This is a genomic window from Leifsonia sp. McL0627, from assembly GCF_058244615.1.
In genome coordinates, this window is sequence record NZ_JBZCGM010000006.1 from 357,729 (window position 1) to 375,784 (window position 18,056).

17 protein-coding genes and 1 riboswitch are annotated in these 18,056 nt (G+C 68.9%); of the genes, 8 read left to right on the plus strand and 9 right to left on the minus strand.

Translation table 11 applies throughout. The features are described 5' to 3' along the window. The first annotated feature begins 272 nt into the window (after window positions 1-272). The 4 genes from AC37TH_RS17680 to AC37TH_RS17695 are packed head-to-tail and all read left to right on the plus strand — an operon-like array spanning window position 273 to window position 4,382. A complete protein-coding gene (locus AC37TH_RS17680; RefSeq protein ID WP_490766083.1) occupies window positions 273-1,457 on the plus strand; it encodes an ABC transporter substrate-binding protein in 1,185 nt (394 codons plus the stop codon). Continuing rightward, a complete protein-coding gene (locus AC37TH_RS17685; RefSeq protein WP_490765658.1) occupies window positions 1,457-2,656 on the plus strand; it encodes an ABC transporter ATP-binding protein in 1,200 nt (399 codons plus the stop codon). The genes AC37TH_RS17680 and AC37TH_RS17685 overlap by 1 nt, the downstream gene beginning before the upstream one ends. Continuing rightward, complete coding sequence (locus AC37TH_RS17690) at window positions 2,656-3,579, plus strand: ABC transporter permease (protein WP_490765659.1); 924 nt, start codon at window positions 2,656-2,658, stop codon at window positions 3,577-3,579. The genes AC37TH_RS17685 and AC37TH_RS17690 overlap by 1 nt, the downstream gene beginning before the upstream one ends. Next, window positions 3,576-4,382, plus strand: a complete 807-nt coding sequence (locus tag AC37TH_RS17695; RefSeq protein WP_490765660.1) for an ABC transporter permease — start codon at window positions 3,576-3,578, stop codon at window positions 4,380-4,382. The genes AC37TH_RS17690 and AC37TH_RS17695 overlap by 4 nt, the downstream gene beginning before the upstream one ends. Before the next feature lie 115 nt (window positions 4,383-4,497). On the opposite strand, the gene AC37TH_RS17700 is transcribed toward AC37TH_RS17695, so the two are convergent. From AC37TH_RS17700 to gabT, 6 genes are all read right to left on the minus strand, one after another. Then, window positions 4,498-5,298 (minus strand): energy-coupling factor transporter transmembrane component T family protein, encoded by an 801-nt coding sequence (locus AC37TH_RS17700; protein ID WP_490765661.1) that lies wholly within the window; start codon window positions 5,296-5,298, stop codon window positions 4,498-4,500. After that, a complete protein-coding gene (locus AC37TH_RS17705) occupies window positions 5,295-6,959 on the minus strand; it encodes an ABC transporter ATP-binding protein (protein WP_490765662.1) in 1,665 nt (554 codons plus the stop codon). The genes AC37TH_RS17700 and AC37TH_RS17705 overlap by 4 nt, the downstream gene beginning before the upstream one ends. Then, complete coding sequence (locus AC37TH_RS17710) at window positions 6,956-7,624, minus strand: ECF transporter S component (protein WP_490765663.1); 669 nt, start codon at window positions 7,622-7,624, stop codon at window positions 6,956-6,958. Before AC37TH_RS17710 ends, AC37TH_RS17705 begins: the two co-directional genes overlap by 4 nt. Beyond that, complete coding sequence (locus tag AC37TH_RS17715; RefSeq protein ID WP_490765664.1) at window positions 7,621-8,283, minus strand: YkoF family thiamine/hydroxymethylpyrimidine-binding protein; 663 nt, start codon at window positions 8,281-8,283, stop codon at window positions 7,621-7,623. The genes AC37TH_RS17710 and AC37TH_RS17715 overlap by 4 nt, the downstream gene beginning before the upstream one ends. A gap of 59 nt (window positions 8,284-8,342) precedes the next feature. Then, window positions 8,343-8,452: riboswitch (TPP riboswitch) on the minus strand. A 43-nt stretch (window positions 8,453-8,495) separates the two neighbouring features. Beyond that, entirely contained in the window at window positions 8,496-9,491 is a 996-nt protein-coding gene (locus AC37TH_RS17720; RefSeq protein WP_490765665.1) for an asparaginase, read from the minus strand. Then, window positions 9,488-10,849: a 4-aminobutyrate--2-oxoglutarate transaminase gene (gene gabT, locus AC37TH_RS17725; RefSeq protein WP_490765666.1), complete on the minus strand. Its 1,362-nt coding sequence runs from the start codon at window positions 10,847-10,849 to the stop codon at window positions 9,488-9,490. The genes AC37TH_RS17720 and gabT overlap by 4 nt, the downstream gene beginning before the upstream one ends. A 37-nt stretch (window positions 10,850-10,886) precedes the next feature. Here gabT and AC37TH_RS17730 point away from each other — a divergent pair, with 37 nt between their 5' ends. Further along, window positions 10,887-11,360: an OsmC family protein gene (locus AC37TH_RS17730; RefSeq protein ID WP_490765667.1), complete on the plus strand. Its 474-nt coding sequence runs from the start codon at window positions 10,887-10,889 to the stop codon at window positions 11,358-11,360. 19 nt (window positions 11,361-11,379) lie between these two features. On the opposite strand, the gene AC37TH_RS17735 is transcribed toward AC37TH_RS17730, so the two are convergent. The 3 genes from AC37TH_RS17735 to AC37TH_RS17745 are packed head-to-tail and all read right to left on the minus strand — an operon-like array spanning window position 11,380 to window position 14,432. Continuing rightward, window positions 11,380-12,138 carry a lysophospholipid acyltransferase family protein gene (locus AC37TH_RS17735; RefSeq protein ID WP_490765668.1) on the minus strand — a complete coding sequence of 253 codons (759 nt, stop codon included), beginning with the start codon at window positions 12,136-12,138 and terminating at the stop codon, window positions 11,380-11,382. Window positions 12,139-12,196: 58 nt separating this feature from the next. Continuing rightward, on the minus strand, window positions 12,197-13,078 hold the full coding sequence (locus AC37TH_RS17740; RefSeq protein WP_490765669.1) for a hypothetical protein: 882 nt from the start codon (window positions 13,076-13,078) through the stop codon (window positions 12,197-12,199). Between the two features lie 7 nt (window positions 13,079-13,085). After that, window positions 13,086-14,432 (minus strand): aminotransferase class III-fold pyridoxal phosphate-dependent enzyme, encoded by a 1,347-nt coding sequence (locus AC37TH_RS17745; protein WP_490765670.1) that lies wholly within the window; start codon window positions 14,430-14,432, stop codon window positions 13,086-13,088. An 83-nt stretch (window positions 14,433-14,515) separates the two neighbouring features. Between AC37TH_RS17745 and AC37TH_RS17750 the strand changes: the two genes are divergently transcribed. From AC37TH_RS17750 to AC37TH_RS17760, 3 genes are all read left to right on the plus strand, one after another. Further along, window positions 14,516-15,481, plus strand: coding sequence for an FKBP-type peptidyl-prolyl cis-trans isomerase (locus tag AC37TH_RS17750; protein ID WP_490765671.1), 966 nt, complete (start codon window positions 14,516-14,518; stop codon window positions 15,479-15,481). A 48-nt stretch (window positions 15,482-15,529) separates the two neighbouring features. Continuing rightward, window positions 15,530-16,609, plus strand: coding sequence for a 1-deoxy-D-xylulose-5-phosphate reductoisomerase (locus AC37TH_RS17755; RefSeq protein ID WP_490765672.1), 1,080 nt, complete (start codon window positions 15,530-15,532; stop codon window positions 16,607-16,609). 62 nt (window positions 16,610-16,671) lie between these two features. After that, entirely contained in the window at window positions 16,672-18,003 is a 1,332-nt protein-coding gene (locus AC37TH_RS17760; protein ID WP_490765673.1) for a M50 family metallopeptidase, read from the plus strand. Window positions 18,004-18,056 lie beyond the last annotated feature (53 nt).

The following is an 18,056-nucleotide window of genomic DNA, read 5'->3' on the forward strand; positions in this document are numbered from 1 at the left end:
ACGGAACGAGGGACCGATTTCGCCAGCACGCCACCTCTCGTCACGGGCCGACGACGGTTTCCCCGCCGAAATCCGCGTTTCGGAACTGATTTCGTGAAGATCATGTTTCGGAATGGACGTTTTGGCCACCGAATGATGCGCGGCGCACCGGCACTGTGCCAATATCGACCAACCGCAGGCACGACGATGTGCGCGGCGGACTGTTGTGCGTGATCGTGTTCGACCCCGAAGGAGCACCACTCGTGAATTCCAGGCAGCTTCCGCAAGACCCGATGATCCAGCAGCTGGTGCAGGCCGCCCGGCGATCGCAACTCACCAGGCGAGGTCTGCTCGCCGGTGCGGGCGCGAGCGCAGCGGCCCTCGCCCTCGCCGCGTGCTCCACCGGTGGCGCGTCGAGCAAACCGACAGCGGCCAAAGACGTCTCAGCGACCGACAAGACGATGACCTGGGCCAACTGGCAGGCCTATCTCGACCAGGACGACAAGGGCAACTACCCGACCCTCGTCGCCTTCGAGAAGCAGACAGGCCTCAAAGTCAAATACGACGTGGCGGTCGACGACAACAACACCTATTACGCCAAGGTCAAAGACCAGCTCGCGCTCGGCAAGGACATCGGCGCCGACACCGTCTGTCTCACCGACTGGATGGTCGCCCGCCTCATCCGGTTCGGCTACGTCCAGAGCTTCGACGAGTCGGCCATCCCGAACAAGAAGAACCTCTCGCCAGCCCTCCAGGATGCGGACTTCGACCCTGGACGCAAGAAGTCCCTTCCGTGGCAGAGCGGCTTCGCCGGGATCTGCTGGAACAAGACCAAGCTGCCGAACGGCCTGAAGTCCATCGACGACCTGTGGAAGCCGGAACTCAAGGGCAAGGTCGGCGTGCTGAGCGAGATGCGCGACACAATGGGCCTCCTCCTGCTGCAACAGGGCGTCGACATCTCCAAGACGTTCAGCGACGACGAATACAACAAGGCGATCGACAAGCTGACCAAGGAGGTCAGCGACGGCCAGATCCGCAACATCAAGGGCAACTCGTACCTCAACGACCTGAAGAGCGGCGACACCCTCGCCGCGATCTGCTGGTCGGGCGACATCACCCAGCTGAACGCCGAGGCCGGTGACAACTGGGAGTTCATCCTGCCCGAGGCGGGCGGCACCCTGTGGAGCGACAACTTCGTCATCCCGATCGGCTCCCCGCGCAAGGCCAACGCCGAGAAGCTGATCGACTACTACTACCAGCCCGAGGTCGCAGCAGAGGTCGCCGCCTGGGTGAACTACATCACCCCGGTCGTCGGCGCCAAGGACGCCGCGATCAAGATCGACCCCGACCTCGCGAACAACCAGCTCATCTTCCCCGACGACAGCACCCTCTCGAACGCGCACATCTTCCGCACCCTCACCCCGGCCGAGGAGCAGAAGTACCAGGCGGCGTTCCAGAAGGTCATCCTGGGCGCCTGATGGCACGCGGAGTGTTCGCCGAGTCCGGCGCCGACCTGCAGCTGGTCGGGATCAAGAAGCGTTTCCCGGGGTTCACGGCGATCGAGAACCTCGACCTCACCATTCCGGCCGGCTCGTTCTTCGCGCTGCTCGGCCCCAGTGGATGCGGCAAGACCACCACCCTGCGACTCGTCGCCGGACTCGAGGAGCCGACGGCCGGCCAGATCATCATCGGCGGCAAAGACGTCACCAGGACCAAGCCGTTCCAGCGTCCCGTCAACACGGTGTTCCAGAGCTATGCCCTGTTCCCGCACATGACGATCCTGGAGAACGTCGCGTTCGGCCTGCGCCGCCGCAAGATCGGCGATCCGGTCGCGAAGGCGCACGAGGCGCTCCGGCTGGTCGAGCTCGACCACCTCGCCTCCCGCCGCCCTGCGCAGCTCTCCGGCGGCCAGCAGCAGCGCGTCGCCCTCGCCCGCGCCGTGGTGAACCGCCCGGCGCTGCTGCTGCTCGACGAACCGCTCGGCGCGCTCGACCTCAAGCTGCGCCGCCAGATGCAGCTGGAGCTCAAGTCGATCCAGACTGAGGTCGGCCTCACCTTCGTGCACGTCACTCACGACCAGGAGGAGGCCATGACCATGGCCGACACCGTCGCGGTGATGAACAAGGGCGAGATCGAGCAGATGGGCGCTCCCGCTGTGCTCTACGAGCTGCCCGCCACGGTGTTCGTCGCCAACTTCCTCGGCCAGTCCAACCTGTTCGTCGGCCCGATCGTCGACAGCGGCGGAGACATCCTGGGCGTCGATGTCGCCGGTCAGCGCATCCAGGTTCCGCGGTCGAGGGCGCAGCGGCACAGCGGCGACGTCACGGTCGGCGTCCGCCCGGAGAAGCTCACCCTGCACACCGACCCGTCCACGGTCCCGTCCGGAGCGAACACCATCGGGCCCGGCCGCGTGATCGACGTGTCGTTCAGCGGCGTGAGCACCCAATACCTCGTGGACGTGCCCGGCGCCGGGACGATCGTCGTGTTCGCCCAGAACCTCACCAGCGGGCCGGTCTCGTCGCTCGGCGGCGAGGTCTGGATCGCCTGGGACCCGTCGCACACCTTCGTGCTCGCCGACGAGCCCCCGGCAGACGGGCGGTTCTCCGACGACACGGACACCCAGATGATCGCAGCGCAGGCCAAGGAGCGCATGCTGACGGAGCTCGAGGAGGCCTGATGGCGCTCGCTGCCTTCTCGACGGCCGCGCCGCCGACCCAGGATCAGGAGCCCGCCCAGCGGCGCAGGAGCGGCATCGCCCTGGTGCTGCTGCTGCCGGGCATCCTGTACCTGGTGCTGTTCTTCCTCACGCCGCTGGTGTCGCTCATCATCACGTCGTTCCAGACGCCGGTGGTCGACGGCGACATCGGCCAGTATCAGGCCGCCTTCCAGTGGCAGAACTACACGGATGCGATCGCGGAGTACTGGCCGCAGATCATCCGCTCGTTCGTCTACGCGCTCATCGCGACCGCGGCGGCCCTGGTGATCAGTTACCCGCTCGCCTACTTCATCGGCGTGAAGGTGCGGAAGTACCCCCTGGCGCAGAACCTCCTGATGACGCTCGTCATCGCGCCGTTCTTCATCAGCTTCCTGCTCCGCACGCTGGCCTGGAAGCAGCTCCTCTCCGACGACTCCTGGTTCACCAGTTCGCTGAAGGCGCTGTCGATCCTGCCGCCGGACGCGCACGTGACGGGCACGGCGTTCTCGGTCATCTTCGGTCTGACGTACAACTTCATCCCGTTCATGACCCTGCCGCTCTACGCCACGCTCGAACGACTGGATGTGCGCTACCTCGAGGCGGGCTCCGACCTGTACGCGAGCGCGTGGACGACCTTCCGCAAGGTCACCATCCCGCTGTCGATGCCCGGCATCGTCTCCGGGACACTGCTGACGTTCATCCCGGCGGCCGGCGACTACATCAACGCGTCGCAGGACTTCCTCGGAGGTGCGGACACGTCGATGATCGGAAACGTCATCGAGACCAACTTCCTGGTGCTGCAGAACTATCCGACGGCCGCGGCGATGTCGGTGGTGCTGATGGCGGTCATCCTGGTGATCGTCGGCGTCTACGTGAAGCGCAGCGGAACGGAGGACCTGCTGTGAGATCCTTCCGGTTCAAGGGCCTCGGCCTCGGCGTCTACGCGTTCCTCGCGCTGGCGTTCCTGCTCATCCCGATCGTCTACACGTTCATCTACTCGTTCAACGACGCGCTCAAGAACAACATCGCCTGGCGCGGGTTCACCCTGCACAACTGGACGAACGTGTGCGACGCAGCGGGGATCTGCGACGCGTTCATGGCGAGCATCATCATCGGAATCATCTCGACGGTCGTCGCGACGGTGCTCGGCACGATGATCGCCATCGCGCTGATGCGCTACCGGTTCCGGTTCCGGTCGCAGACCAGCCTGCTGCTGTTCCTGCCGATGGCGAGCCCCGAAGTGGTGCTCGGCGCGGGCCTTGCCGCGCAGTTCCTCAGCCTGAGCGTGAACAAGGGCTTCGGCACCATCATCATCGCCCATGTCATGTTCTGCATCAGCTTCGTGGTGGTCACGGTCAAGGCGCGCGTCGCGAGCCTCGACCCGGCGCTGGAGGAGGCTGGGCGCGACCTGTACGGCTCGCCGAACGCCGTGTTCTGGCGCATCACCTTCCCGCTGCTGCTGCCGGGCATCCTGTCGGCTGCGCTGTTGTCGTTCTCGCTCAGCTTCGACGACTTCATCATCACCAACTTCAACGCGGGCGCCGTCACCACGTTCCCGATGTACATCTACATCGCGGCGTCGCGCGGCATCCCGGCCCAGGCCAACGTGATCGCGTCTGCCGTGTTCATCATCACGATCCTCGTGGTGCTGATCACCCAGCTCTCCGCTGCGGCGCGCGCGAAGCGGTTGGCCAAGAGCGTGGGCTGACCGCCTGCTCCAGACCCCCGAAGGCGCAGACCCCCGAACCCACAGACCCCCGAACCCACAGACCCCCACAGGCGCAACGGCCCGACAGCACCCGGCTGCCGGGCCGTCGCGTCGTTCAGAACAGTGCGCCTGGCCCGCGCAGCACTCCGGATGCGCCCGCGGCGGCCAGGATAGCGGCCAGCGTCGCGAGCGAGACGCAGAAGAAGACCGCGTCGGTCGCGCCGAGGGCCACCGGCCGCCAGACCGTCCGCGGCGACCGGCCCAGCCCGCGGAGCTCGAGGGTGTGCGCGACGCGCTCGCCGCGGCGGATCGAGCCGACCAGCAGCGCGAACACGGCGGCGCCCAGGCGGCGCAGGCGCGCCCGCGGACGGCCGCGCCTGCCGAGCGGGCTGCGCACCAGTTGCGCCTGCCGGATGGTCGTCCACTCCGCACCGAGATCCTGCAGCATCCTGTATCCGGCGAGCACGGCGTATGTGACACGGATGGGCAGTCTCGCGTGCTGATGCAGGCTGTTCACGAGCGCGACGCCATCCGTCGAGACGAGGAAGGCGACGGCGAGCAGCCCGGTGAGCATCGTGCGTCCGGCGAGCGCGAGCCCGACGGCGACGCCCTCCGCGGTGACCCTGAGCATCCCGGCCTGCCACAGCACGTCGCCCGGCCGCGTGAACACGTTGACGACGAACACGCTGAACGCGAAGAGCAGGAACGGCGCGAGAGCGCGCGCGAGCCGGAGGACGCGCATCCTGGCCCCGATCGTCGTCGCGACGAACGCCACGGCGAAGAGCACGACCGGCGTGACGGGGTCGAGCACGAACATCACGGCGAGCGACACGATTAACATCAACAGCAGCTTGACGGCCGGGTTGCGTCTGGCCAGCGGCGAGTCGACGATCTCGCGCACGAACGCCGCCGTCACGCCGCCACCCGTGTCTTGTCCAGGGCGGCGACAGCCCCGCGCAGCTGGGCAGGCGTCTCGCAGCGTTCGGCGAACCAGCGCAGCAACCGCGATGGATGCACGCCCGCCGCGTCGAGTACGTCGCGCCGCCGGAGGGCGGTGAGCAGGTCGCCGTCGTACACGACGCCGCCGCCTTTCCCGTCCGCGCCGCTTGTCCCGTCCCCGCCGCCCGCGATCATGATCACGCGGTCGGCGACGGCGGCGACCAGCCGCAGGTCGTGGCTCGCGAACAGCACACCGCGTCCGGCCTCCGCCGTCTCGCGGAGCACATCGGCGACCGCAGCGGTGTCCCGCCGGTCGAGCCCGAAGGTCGGTTCGTCGGCCAGCAGCACGGGACGCCCGTGGGCGAGCATGGCCGCGAGGCTCAGCCGCCGCTTCTCCCCGCCGGACAGCTGATGCGGATGCCGGTGGGCGAGCGCGTCGAGGCGGTGTCTGGCAAGAGTGCGCTGCACGTCCGGCAGGTCGCGCGCCTCCAGACCGTGGACGAGCTCGCGCTCGACGGTGCCAGCGACGAACTGGTGCTCCGGATTCTGGAAGACGAGTGCAGGCCGTTCGCCGTCGACGACCCCGGCCAGCGGACGGAGCAGCCCGGCGAGCGTGCGCAGAACTGTCGACTTGCCCGCGCCGTTCGCACCGAGGAGGGCGACGATCTCGCCGGAGCGCAGCGTGAGGTCGACGCCGGAGACGACAGGGGAGCCCGGCCGTCCCACGGCGAGACTGCGCGCCGTCAGCAGCGCCTCGCCGTTCGGCCGCGTCGCGCTCTCCGCCGCCCGCCGATCCGGGATGCACGACGCCAGGAACGCGTCGAACGTCCCGTCCTCCACCCGTCCGGCCAGCCTGGTCACCGCTTGCAGCTCGGTGTCGAGCGGCAGCCAGCAGCCGAGCGCGTGCAGGGCGGCGGCGTTCGCCGCGAGCACGGCGTCCGTCGGCCCGTCCATCAGCACCGAGCCGTCGTCCCCGAACGCCACCGCCCGCTCCGGCAGGCCGGCCACCCCGGCGTCTCCCGCGAACTCGTCGAGCCGGTGTTCGACCAGCACGACGGTCGGCCGGGTGTCACGCACCGCATCGTCGACCGTCTGCCGCACCGCACGGACGCCGCGCGCATCCAGCATCGACGTCGGTTCGTCGAGCAACAGCACCGATGGATGCGCGACCACGGCGGCAGCGAGCGCGACCCGCTGCAACTCGCCGCCGGACAGCTCGGCCGTCGCGCGCCCGGCCAGCTCTGCGGCCCCCGCAGTGCGGAGGGCGCCGAGCACCCGGCCGTGGATCTGCGCGGGAGGGACCGCCGCGTTCTCCAGCACCAGCGCGAGTTCCGCATCCACCTGCGGCAGACAGACCCCGGCGGACGGGTCCTGGCCGACGACACCGAGCACGGGGGAGCGGTCGACCACCGATGTCTCCTCCGTGACGGCGTCGCCGATCCGCACCGTGCCGTCGAGCACGGCGTTGACGCTGTGCGGGATGCCGCCGGAGAGCACCTGGAGCAGCGTCGACTTGCCGGAGCCGGACGGCCCGAACACCAGGACGCGCTCCCCGGCCGCGATCCGGAGGTCCACCCCGCGCAGCACGGGGTGCTCGCGGCGCGGATACCGGACGGCGACGCCGTCGAGGGTGATCACCGTGCGACCGCCGCGTCCCGTCCGATGGCGAAGTTGTCCACGGCGCCCGTGCGTGCAACCGCCCGCACCAGCACCTTCGCCAGCACGCCGCCGATGATCGCACCGGAGAGCACCTGGATGATCAGCCTGGTCCAGAACAGGTCGGTGCCGTACCAGCCGGAGCGGAAGGCGGAGTAGAAGAACACGGCACCGGCGCCGAGCGCGCCGGAAAGCATGTACCTGGCCCAGCCGAACCGCCGGTAGCGGCCGACCGCGAACGGCAGCTCGCTTCCAGCGCCCTGGATGGCGGCGGCGATCAGCAGCGTCGGGCCGACGGCCGAGCCGAGGAACACGACCTCGATCACCGAGGCGATGACCTCGGACAGCACACCGGCGAACGGCCTCCGCACGATCGCGACGGCGAGCGGAGCGACCAGCAGCCACCCGCCGAGGAGCACGTGCTGCACCAGGTCGCCGAACGGCCCGGCCAGCGCGGACAGGGCGATCCAGCCCTGCACCAGCGCCCAGTACAGGAACCCGAAGACGACGCCGAGGACGACGACCAGCATCAGATCCCGCAGCGACCACCTGGTCCGGATGCGCCGGGCGCTCTGGACGGTCTCGCCGCTCTGGACGGTCTCGCCGCTCTGGACGGTCTCGCCGCTCTGGACGGTCTCGCCGCTCATCGGGCGTCCTCCGCCCGGCGTGCGACGCTCGGGCTGTTGACCGAGATGGTCGCGTGCGTCGTGACGTGCGCGACGGTGCGGCCGACGGCCGCCCAGGTCGCCGTGATCGTCTGCACGATGGCGGCCACGTCGCCGGAGAGCCTGGTCACGTAGTGGTCGCTGCCGACGTAGGTGCCGCTCGCCTTCGCGTCCTGGATGGCGGCGTAGATGTCGCGCATGTGGTCGGCGGTCCGCTCCGGCGTTCCCTGGTCGTCGAGCGGGTAGAGCGCCCACTGGGCCACCGCCTCCACGCCGGTCGGCGCCAGCTGGACGGCGGCGTCGGCGAACACCGGAGGCCGCTCCGGGCGCTCGCAGGTCACCTCGCCTGGACAACCGCGGGAGAGCATCACGGTGGCGACCACGTGGTGCCCGCCGCGGGCCGCAGCCGCGACGAGGCCGCTGAAATAGCGCGCGATGTCCTGCTCCGCGCCGGTGACCCAGGTGCTGATCGGGTCGGTCTCGACGGTCAGGCCGTGCGCCTGCGTCGCGGCGAGGGCGCCGAGGATGATGTCGACGTAGTCGTCGCTCATCACCGAGAGGGTGATGCGGCCGCCGACGCCGAATTCGCGCGGCTCGATGGACGCAGTGGTGGTGCGCGTGATGGTGGTGGTGTCGTGCACTGTCGTGCCCTTCCTGTCGGAGATGGGGCACGGGAAACACCGTCGCGATATGGCGGCGGCGTGCGAGAATTCAGCCTCCCTGCGCTGGCATGATCCAGATCAGGTTCGACGGTCGAAGCGTGTGACGCTTCCTCTCAGCCCGGTTCACCGGACTCCCGTGTTCGTGACCACATTAGCGTGGTCACGAACACGGGATGCAACACGGATGCGCGTCAGACGTACGAGGCGCGGATCTCCCCGACCTGCACACCACGGCCGAGCACGGCCAGGTCCAGCCGCGGCACGAGCGCGTCGACCGCCTGGCGGTCCACGGCGCCCGCGTCGGCGAGCAGCGACAGGGCGACGATGGTCGCGGCCCGCAGGCTGCCGTCGAGCACCTTGAGCGCGACGGTGCTGCCGTCCGGCGCCGCCATGACCATCACGCCCTCCGCGCCCAGCTTCGCGAAGATGCCGAGTTCGTCGATCACGATGGTGTTCGCGCGTCCTGGCCCGTCGATGGCCCAGCCGTTCGCCAGCACGGCGTTCTTGAGGCTGGCCGCGTTGCGGTACAGCGCGAACGGCGAGCCGTCCGACGCGGTCGCGATGCGCTGGATGCCGCGGGCGAGGGTGCTGAGCGCCATCGCGAAGACGGGCGCGCCGCAGCCGTCGACGCCGGTCGCGACGACCTTGTCCCCGGTGAGCCGCTCCACCACATCCCGCACCAGCTGCTGCATGGGGTGCTGGGCGTCGAGGTAGCTCTCCGTGGGCCAGCCGTTGACCATGCAGGCCAGCAGCATCGCGGCGTGCTTGCCGGAGCAGTTCATGAACAGCGGGCGCTTCTGCTCGCCCGACCGGATCGCCTCATCCCTGGCCGCCGAGTCGAGCGGCCAGTCGTTCGGGCAGAGCAGGGCGTCCTCGGTGAGCTGCGCCTGGGCGAGCAGCCCGCGCACCACGGACAGGTGGGCCGGCGTGCCTCCGTGGCTGGCGGTCGCGAGCACGGCGGCAGCGCCCTCCAGCGGAACCCCGGCTCCCATGACGGCGATGGCCTGGAACGGCTTGAGGCTCGACCGGGGGAACACCGGGGCGTCGGGCGCTCCGAGCGATCGGACGACCGAGCCGTCCGGGCCGAGCACGATCGCCGAGCCGAGGTGGCGGGATTCGACGAACCCGCTGCGCTCGACGACCGCCAGCTCGACGGCCTCCGCTCCGGTGAAGACGGCGGGGCTCACAGCGCGGCGAAGGCGTCGTCGAGCACCTGGACGGCGTCGGCGATCAAGGCGTCGGAGACGGCCAGGCTCGGCAGGAACCGCAGGACGTTGCCGTAGGTGCCCGCGGTGAGCACGAGCACGCCCTGCTGTGCCGCGTATGCCGAGATGGCGTTGACGGCCGCGGCGTTCGGCTCCTTGGTGGTGGCTCCGGTTCCCGGCTGTACGAGCTCGATCGCCAGCATCGCGCCGATGCCGCGCACGTCGCCGATGATGTCGTACTTCTCCTGCAGCGCGAGGAGCGCCGGCTTGAGTGCGTTCTCGATGCGCTTGCCCTCGGCGAGCAAGTGGTTCTTCTCGATCGACTCGAACACGGCGACGGCGGCTGCGGCGGCGACCGGGTTGCCGCCGAACGTTCCGCCGAGACCGCCGGGCTGGGCGGAGTCCATGATCTCGGCACGGCCGGTGACGGCCGCGAGCGGCAGGCCGCCCGCGATGCCCTTGGCGCTCAGCACCAGGTCGGGGACGAGACCGAAGTGCTCGCTGGCGTAGTAAGCGCCGGTGCGGGCCATGCCGCTCTGGATCTCGTCGGCGATGAAGACGACGCCGTTGGCCGTGCACCACTCCTGCAGCGCGGGCAGGTAGCCGTCGGCCGGGACCATGAAGCCGCCCTCGCCCTGGATCGGCTCGACGACCAGGCAGGCCAGATCGGACGCGCCGACGACCTTCTCCAGGTACGCGATGGTGCGTGCGGCCGCCTCGGCGCCGCTGAGGCCGTCGTGGTACGGGTACGAGCTGGGGGCGTGGTAAACGTCACCGGCGAACGGACCGAAGCCCGTCGCATACGGCATGGCCTTGAAGTTCATGGCCATGGTGAGGTTGGTGCGGCCGTGGTACGCATGGTCGAGCACGGCGACGGCGCGGCGGCCGGTGTGCTTGCGCGCGATCTTGACGCCGTTCTCCACGGCCTCTGCGCCCGAGTTGACCAGGACGGTCTTCTTGGCGTGGTCGCCGGGAGTGTGCTCGCCGAGCAGTTCGGCGACGCGCACGTACTCCTCGTACGGGGTGATCGTGAACAGGGTGTGGATGACGTCCTGCAGCTGAGCGGCGGCGGCATCCACCACGGCTGACTCGGTGTGACCCACCGTCGTGACGCCGATTCCGGCGCCGAAGTCGACGAACTGGTTTCCGTCGACGTCGACCAGGATGGCGCCGTTCGCCTTGGCGATGTAGACGGGGAGGGTGGACGAGACGCCTGTCGGGACGACGGCCAGGCGTCGCTGGTGCAGTTCCTGGGACTTCGGGCCGGGTACGGCCGTGATGATGCGGCGTTCTTGCGCAACGCTGTAAACGGGCGCGCTTGTGCTCAGAGTGTCGGTCATGATGCATCGAGTTTAGCTCTGGTGACAGAATCGGACCATGAAGCTCGAGCACAGCTACGCGATCGACCTGGAATGGACCGGCAACAGGGGCAGCGGCACCAGCGGCTACAAGGACTACGGGCGCGAGCACGTCGTCAGGGCCGAGGGGAAGCATCCGGTCGAGGGATCGGCCGACCGCGCGTTCTTCGGCGACAGGGACCGCTGGAACCCGGAGGAGCTGCTGCTCGCCGCGCTCAGCCAGTGCCACATGCTCAGCTATCTGGCCGAGGCGGCGCGGGCAGGCCTTGTCGTGGTCGGGTACACGGACGCCGCCACCGGCGTGATGGAGCAGACCGCCGATGGGGGAGGGCACTTCACCAGCGCGACGCTGCGCCCGCTCGTCACGATCGCCGATCCGGCGCAGGCCGAGCTCGCGGAGGCGCTGCACGCCCCCGCCGCCGCCAAGTGCTTCATCGCCGCCTCGGTGAACTTCCCGGTCCACCACGCCCCGGACACCCTCACCCTCGCCTGACGAGCGACTGCTGCGGGCGCTAGCGGCGCTCGGGGTTGAGGGCGCGCTTGACGCGCTCCACGGTGTTCGCCGGGGGAGCCTCGTTGTACTTCTCGGCCAGTTCCTGGCCGGTGAGGGCGTGGATCGCGGTCATGATCTCGTCCGTCGCCTGACGCCGGGCCCGCCCGGACTCGGCACTGCCGTAGTGCGCCAGGTCGAGGGGTTCGCCGAACTTCACTGTGATCTTCCGGATGCGCGGGATCTTCGCGCCGACCGGCTGCAGCTTGTCGGTGCCGATGAGCCCGACAGGAACGACCTTCGCGCCGGTGGTGAGCGCGAGCCAGGCGACGCCGGTGCGCCCTTTATACAGGCGGCCGTCGAGCGAGCGCGTGCCCTCCGGGTAAACGGCGAACGCCGCGTCCGTCTCCAGGATGCGCTTGGACTGCTCCAGCGCATCCTGTGCGGCCTGCCCTGCCCCGCGCTCGACGCCGACAGCGCCGATGGCCGTGAAGAACGTGCGCGAGAGCCAGCCCTTGAAGCCGGTGCCCTCGAAGTAGTGCGACTTGGCGAGGAACTGCACCCGCCGAGGTGCCATCAGCGGGATCACGATGCTGTCGATGAACGACAGGTGGTTGCTCGCCAGGATGATCCTGCCGGTGCGCGGCACGTTCTTGCGGCCGATGATCGTCGGCCGGTAGAGCAGCCGTGCGATCGGTGCGATGACCGTGCGCCCGAGCAGGTAGACGAAACCGGGCGTCTTCACCGCGGTCGTCCCAGCGTCGGGTTCGATCTCTGTCACGGGTACGAGCGTAGTCGCGGATGTATTCCGCGAGCGGTATGCGGCGGACGGGTGTCGCTCAGCCTCCGCTGAGGGGACGGAGCGGCGCACACCCGAAACCGCCTTCGTAGATCAGGCACTCCGGGATGAAGCCGGTGAATCTCACGGCGAGCGGAGAGCCGAACCAGGCGTTGTACAGGCGAGAGAAGTTGAGGTTGCCGAACGTCGAGCACGCGCCGGCCGGTCCGGTCGGCTTCGCCAGCGTCGCCGCGTTCGGCTGATACGGCGTGTAGTTGTACAGATTGGCGGTGGCCTGGTTGGCGATCTTCACCGTGCTCGTGCCGCATGCCGCATTCGGGTGGTACTGGATGGCGTTCTTCCCGATCTGGTAGCGCCAGTCGCCGGGATGCACGGTGTACTCCCGGAACTGCCACGCCGCGCGGTAGACCTGGTTGAAGAACCCGAAGAACTTCTTGTCGCACTCCGCGGTGTCCGGGCAGGCGTAGCCGGTGGCCTTCTGATAACCGGATGCACTCGGTGCGGTGAGCAGGGACTGCTCCTTCTGCAGCAGCACCAGCAGCACCCGCGGGCTGATCGTGCAAGCGGATGCGACCCTGGCGATGATGCTGCTCGCCCGCTCGTCCCGCTGGCCACGCAGGGCTGTGCAGCGGTCTTTCGACACTGCGACGTCCGGGGTGTCGACCCGATAGTGCGACAGGCAGGGGACGCCGTCGGCGGGCTTGCAGGTGCGCGCGTCCAGGAACTCCTGGATGTCGGCCTGCGTCATCGCGTCCGGGTTGAAGAAGCTGTCGTCGCTGATAATGTCGCCTGGATCGAACGACGCCTGCTTCTGGGTGGACACCGGTTCGGCGAACGCGCCGACGGCGGGCAGCATCGTGAAGATCGCGGCGAGGGCGACGACCCCCGCGATGGCGCGCCACCGTCGGCGAAGGATTCCCACGTCAGGCTCAGCCGAAGGTCGCGAGTGCTTCTTCGATCACGGTCGCCGCGTCGTCGATGAGCTCCTCGCTGATCACGACCGACGGCAGCAGGCGGAGGACGCTGTCCCAGCTTCCGGCGTCGAGCGGGATGACCCCGTTCGATGTGGCGTGCGCGAGCACGGCCTTCAGCGCCTCCGGGTTGGGGGTCTTCGTGCCGGGGATGACGAGCTCGATGCCGAACATCGCTCCCTTGCCTCGCACCTCGCCGACCACGGCGAACTTCTCCGCCCAGTCGCCGATGCGCGCCCAAAGGGCCTTCTCGACCCGCTGCGCCTCGGCGAGCAGGTCCTCCTTCTCGAAGACGTCGAACACGGCCAGCGCGGCAGCGGTGGAGACGGGGTTGCCGCCGAACGTGCCGCCGATGCCGCCCGGCTGGACCGCATCCATGATGTCGGCGCGGCCGGTGACGGCGGCGAGCGGGAAGCCGCCGGCGATGCCTTTCGCGCTGGTCACGAGGTCCGGCACGACGCCGTGGTGCTCGATCGAGTACCAGGTTCCCGTGCGGCCGATGCCGGCCTGGATCTCGTCGGCGACGAACACGATGCCGTTCTCCGTGCAGAACTCGGACAGCCGCTTGAAGTAGCCGGGGGCGGGGATGATGATGCCGCCGTCGCCCTGGATCGGCTCGACGAACAGTGCGGCGAGCTCTGTCGCGCCGATGTGGGTGTTGATGTAGTCGATGGTCCGCTCTGCGGCTTCTTCGCCCGTCATCCCCTCCGGGTCGCGGAAGGGGTAGCTGATCGGGACGCTGTAGATCTCGCCGGGGAACGGCCCCATGCCCGCGCGCTCCGGCCAGGGGCGGTACGTCATGGCCATGGTGAGGTTGGTGCGGCCGTGGAACGCGTGGTCGAGCGCGGCGATGGCGCGACGGCCGGTGAACTTGCGGGCGATCTTCACCGCGTTCTCCACGGCTTCTGCTCCCGAGTTGACCAGGATGCTGTGCTTCTCGAAGTCGCCAGGCGTGATTTCGGCGAGCTTCTCCGCGACCTTGATGTAGTTCTCATACGGCGTGACGGTGAACAGCGTGTGGGTGAGCTTCGACGCCTGCTCGAACGCAGCAGCAGCAACCTCAGGATGCGCGTGGCCGATGGTGGTCACGCCGATGCCGCAGCCGAGGTCGATCAGCCGGTTGCCGTCCACGTCGACCAGGATCGCGCCGGATCCCGACTCCATGTAGATGTTCGCGAGGGTGCCTGCACCGCGGCTGACCGATGCGACCCTGCGCTCCTGCAGCTCGATGGAGCGAGGGCCGGGGAGAGCGGTGACGATGTTGCGGGTCTGCGGAACGGAGAATTCGCGAGTCATGTGTTCCATCGTATGCGGCGCTCGCTGTCAGGTTGGGCAAAGGAGGATGAGGCAGACTGGGGAGCCCTGCCCGCATTCCGGAAAGAATCACTGTGCGCAAAACCCTTTCGATCGTCACCGCCGCTCTCGTCGTGGCCGGTCTCGCCGCCTGCAGCGCGGGCTCGCCGACGAGCACCGCAACCCCGGCCGCGAACGCCTGCCAGAACGTGAAGGCGGGCGACGCATCCAAGTCGATCAAGGTCACCGGCGACTTCGGCGCGACGCCGAAGGTCACGATCCCGACGCCGCTGAAGACGACGGACCTCGAGCGCAGCGTGGTCATCAAGGGCAACGGCGCCGAGGTGAAGGGCGGCGACTCGATCGGAATCGCGCTCGCCGCATACAACGGCACCACGGGCAAGGAGATCACCCCCGCAGCCGGGTTCGACGGCCAGCCGTCGCAGTCGATCAAGGTCGACGACAAGGCGTTCGTGCCCGGTCTCGTCCGCGCCGTCGAGTGCCTCCCGCTCAAGTCGCGCGTGGTCCTCACCGCCACCACCAAGGAGGCGTTCGGCGACGTCGACGTCTCCTCCCTCAAGCTCAAGGCGACCGACCCTGTGGTCTTCGTCGCCGACCTGATCGACAAGGAGCCGACCAGGGCGAACGGCAAGTCCGTCACGCCTCCCGCCGGCTTCCCGACGGTGAAGCTCGGCGCGGACGGCGCTCCGACGGTCACCATCCCGAAGGCAGACCCGCCGACCGAGACGAAGATCGGCGTGCTCAAGCAGGGCGACGGCGCCGTGGTGAAGGCCACCGACTCTGTCACCATTCAGTACTCCGGCCTCCTGTGGCGCAACGGCCAGGTCTTCGACTCGACCTGGACCAAGGGTCAGCCGTACACCAGTGTCGCCTCCCAGTTCGTTCCCGGCTTCACCAAGGCGCTCGTCGGCCAGAAGGTCGGCTCGCAGGTCATCGTGGTCATCCCGCCGGCTGACGGCTACGGCTCGGCGGGCAACGGCGACATCAAGGGCACCGACACGATGGTGTTCGTGGTCGACATCCTGAAGTCGGTCGGTTGAGACTCGGCGCTTAGCCCGTCCGCGGCCCACAGTCCGTAGGCTGGTCCCGTGCGCAGAGTAGTCATCCTCGGTTCCACCGGTTCGATCGGCACGCAGGCGATCGACGTCATCGCGGCGAATCCCGACCGCTTCACCATCGTGGGGCTGTCGGCCGGCCGCAACGCCGAGCAGCTGGCCGGCCAGGCCGAGCGGTTCGGGGTGGCGGAGACGGCGCTCGGCGCCGACGACTCCGAACGTCTGGTGCGCTCTGTCGAGGCCGACGTGGTGCTGAACGGCATCACAGGCTCGGTCGGACTCGGGCCGACGCTCGCCGCGCTGGAGACGGGGGCGAGCCTCGCGCTCGCCAACAAGGAGTCGCTGATCGTCGGCGGCGCGCTGGTGAAGGCGGCGGCGGCGCCCGGGCAGATCGTCCCGGTCGACTCCGAGCATTCTGCCATCGCGCAGGCGCTGCGGTCCGGCGCTCAGAGCGAGGTGCGGCGGCTGGTGCTGACCGCATCCGGCGGCCCGTTCCGTGGCCGGAGCCGTGCATCCCTCGTGGACGTCACGCCCAGGGAGGCGCTTGCGCACCCCACCTGGGACATGGGGCTCGTCGTCACCACCAACTCGTCCACGCTCGTCAACAAGGGGCTCGAGGTGATCGAGGCGCACCTGCTGTTCGACGTGCCGTACGAGCAGATCGAGGTGACCGTGCATCCGCAGTCCGTCATCCACTCGATGGTGGAGTTCGTGGACGGGTCCACGATCGCGCAGGCGTCTCCGCCGGACATGCGCCTGCCGATCTCGCTCGGCCTCGACTGGCCGAACCGCGTGCCGGGGGTCGGCGTGCCGCTCGACTGGTCGACGGCGCACAGCTGGACGTTCGAACCGCTCGACGGCGAGGCGTTCCCGGCCGTCGCGCTCGCGAAGCGCGTCGGCGTCGAAGGCGGAACGTACCCGGCCGTGTTCAACGCCGCCAACGAGCAGGCCGTCGCCGCGTTCCATGCCGGTGCCATCGGCTACCTCGACATCGTGGACACCATCGAGCGGGTCGTGGATGCGCACCGCCCGGACGGAGAACTCACCCGCGAGAGCCTCGCCGAGGCCGAACGCTGGGCGAGGGAGGCCGCCGACCGGCTGATCGCGGGCTGACCGGCGCACGCACATAGCGTTCCCCCGGCTGGTTCCAAGCTGCGCGCTATTACTCTGTAGCCGTGGAATCCGTGCTGCTCTTCATCCTCGGCGTCGTCATCATCCTGGTGGGCGTCGCACTGTCGATCGCGCTGCACGAGATCGGGCACCTGGTGCCCGCCAAGCTGTTCGGCGTCAAGGTCACGCAGTACATGATCGGCTTCGGCAAGACGCTGTTCTCGTTCCGCCGCGGTGAGACCGAGTACGGCGTGAAGGCCATCCCGCTCGGCGGCTACATCTCGATGATCGGGATGTTCCCCCCAGGCAAGGACGGCGGCGCCGGCCGCAACGCGACCACCGGCTTCATGCAGTCGATGGCGCAGGACGCACGGTCCGCCAGCGCCGAGACCGTGATGGTCGGCGAGGAGAATCGCACCTTCTACCGGCTGCCGGTGTGGAAGCGCATCGTCATCATGTTCGGCGGTCCGTTCATGAACCTGCTCATCGGCGTCCTGCTGTTCGGCGTGCTGCTGGTGGGCTTCGGATCGCCGCAGCAGTCCACCACCGTGGCGAGCGTGAGCCAGTGCGTCATCGCCTCCAGCAGCAAGCAGCAGACCTGCCAGTCGAGCGATCCCGTCGCTCCGGCCGCTGCGGCCGGCATCAAGCCGGGCGACACCATCGTCAGCATCGACGGAACCCCGATCACCAGTTGGGCGCAGTCCACCAAGATCATCCGCGAGTCCGCCGACCGCTCGCTCGCCGTCGTCATCAAGCGCGACGGCGCGGAGAAGACCCTCTCCGTCACCCCTAAGACCAACGCCGTCGCCAAGACCGACGCCTCCGGGGCCGTGATCAAGAACGCGGACGGCACCGTCGCCACCGTGACGGCCGGGTTCGTGGGCATCGGCTCGCTGCAGGAGCTCGTGCCTCAGCCCGTCACGGCCGTGCTGCCCGCCGTCGGCGCGCAGACCGGCGCCGTGGTCGGCGTGATCATCCACCTGCCGCAGCGCATGGTCGACGTCTGGAACGCGGCGTTCGGCTCAGGGGAGCGCGACCCGAACGGGCCGGTCAGCCTCGTCGGCATCGGGCGAGCGGCCGGTGAGCTCACCGCTCTGGACGGCGTGCCGGTGATCGACAAGGTCTACACGATGATCGGGATCCTGGCATCGCTGAACATCGCCCTGTTCGTCTTCAACCTCATCCCGTTGCTGCCGCTCGACGGCGGTCACATCGCGGGTGCGGCCTGGGAGGGCATCCGGCGCTCGTTCGCCAAGCTGTTCAAGAAGCGCGACCCAGGGCCGGTGGACATGGCCAAGCTGATGCCGCTGACCTTCGCCGTCGTGATCGTGCTCGGCGGGATGAGCGTGCTGCTGATGTACGCGGACATCGTCAAGCCGATCAACCTCTTCGGCTAGGGGACGCACACCCCGCGCCCAGCCGGTTCCCACCGGGCCGCGTAGGATTGGGG

Coding starts and splice junctions, on each gene's coding strand:
- AC37TH_RS17685 (WP_490765658.1), top strand. CDS start 1,457: ATGGCACGCGGAGTGTTCGCCGAGTCCGGCGCCGACCTGCAGCTGGTC.
- AC37TH_RS17710 (WP_490765663.1), bottom strand. CDS start 7,624: ATGAGCGGCGAGACCGTCCAGAGCGGCGAGACCGTCCAGAGCGGCGAG.
- gabT (WP_490765666.1), bottom strand. CDS start 10,849: ATGACCGACACTCTGAGCACAAGCGCGCCCGTTTACAGCGTTGCGCAA.
- AC37TH_RS17745 (WP_490765670.1), bottom strand. CDS start 14,432: ATGGAACACATGACTCGCGAATTCTCCGTTCCGCAGACCCGCAACATC.
- AC37TH_RS17730 (WP_490765667.1), top strand. CDS start 10,887: ATGAAGCTCGAGCACAGCTACGCGATCGACCTGGAATGGACCGGCAAC.
- AC37TH_RS17680 (WP_490766083.1), top strand. CDS start 273: ATGATCCAGCAGCTGGTGCAGGCCGCCCGGCGATCGCAACTCACCAGG.
- AC37TH_RS17690 (WP_490765659.1), top strand. CDS start 2,656: ATGGCGCTCGCTGCCTTCTCGACGGCCGCGCCGCCGACCCAGGATCAG.